Genomic DNA, 1438 nt, shown 5'->3' with positions numbered 1-1438 from the left:
ACAAGATCTCCGATGTCAATTTCGGCTGCGTGAACTGCAGCAGATAATCCGGACCGCCCGCTTTGGAGTCCGTGCCGGACATGTTGAAGCCCCCGAACGGATGCACGCCGACAATCGCCCCGGTGCACTTGCGGTTGAAGTACAGGTTGCCCACATGGAATTCAACGCGCGCACGCTCGATCAACTCACGGTTGCGTGTGAACAAGGAACCGGTCAGGCCGTATTCCGTATTGTTCGCCACTTCCATCGCATGGTCAAAATCGCGCACTTTTGTGAACGCCACGAACGGACCGAACACTTCTTCCTGCATAATGCGCGCATTCGGGTCCACATCCGCGAAGATGGTCGGCTCCACGAAGAAGCCCTCGTCCCCAATCGGCTTGCCGCCTGTGAGCAGCTTGCCTTCTTTCTTCCCGATTTCGACGTACTCCATCACTTTGTTCAACGCTTTTTCATCAATGACCGGACCGGTGTAGTTGGATGCATCCCGCACGTCGCCCACTTTCAGGCCTTTCGTAATCTCCACGACCCGATTCAGCACCTGGTCATACACATTCTCATGGATGATGGCACGCGAGCATGCCGAACACTTCTGGCCGGAGAAGCTGAACGCCGACGCCACGATATTTTGCGCGGCCAGTTCAAGGTCCGCATCGTCCATGACGACGATGGCGTCTTTGCCGCCCATCTCGGCCACCAGACGCTTCATCCAGATCTGACCCGGTGCCACTTTGGACGAACGCTCATGAATGCGTAAGCCCACCGCACGCGAACCCGTAAAGCTGATGAAACGTGTCAGTTTATGATCCACCAGATAGTCGCCAATCACATCCGGACGCCCCGGCAGGAAGTTGACAACGCCGGCCGGAAGACCCGCTTCCACCAGCAGCTCATAGAATTTATAGGCAATCACCGGCGTTTGGCTGGCCGGTTTTAAGATGACGGTGTTACCGGTCACAATCGCCGAGGTCGTCATGCCTACGACAATCGCCAGCGCAAAGTTCCACGGCGGAATGATGACCCCGACACCCAGCGGGATGTATTCCAGGCGGTTGTCTTCGCCCGGCAGGTGGACGAGTGTTTGACGGCCACGGTCTTTGAGCTCAAGCATTTGACGCGCATAATATTCCATGAAGTCGATCGCTTCCGCCGTATCGGCATCCGCTTCGGCGCGGCTCTTGCCGGCTTCAAGCATCAGCCAGGCAGAAAACTCATGCTTGCGGCGGCGCATCATGGCTGCCGTCTTAAACAGGTAGCCGGCACGGTGCTCGGCCGGAACACGGGACCATGTCTTGAACGTTTCCGCAGCCACGTTCATCGCTTTATCAGCAAGCGCCTGGTCGGCGCTGGACACACTTCCAATCACTTCTTTTTTGGCGGACGGATTGACGGATACAAGCCGTTCTTCCGTCATGATTTCTTCGCCGCCGATGACGAG

The 1438-nt window shown here is 56.9% G+C and carries 1 protein-coding gene; it reads right to left on the bottom strand.

Annotated elements, in window-relative coordinates; translation table 11 throughout:
• Positions 1-1438 (bottom strand): L-glutamate gamma-semialdehyde dehydrogenase (gene pruA, locus ADA01nite_RS21635; RefSeq protein ID WP_146812489.1); only part of this gene is annotated, 1438 nt, incomplete at both ends.

The organism is Aneurinibacillus danicus (genome assembly GCF_007991215.1).
Taxonomy (GTDB): Bacteria; Bacillota; Bacilli; order Aneurinibacillales; family Aneurinibacillaceae; genus Aneurinibacillus; species Aneurinibacillus danicus.
This window is presented reverse-complemented; position numbering and strand designations above follow the sequence as displayed.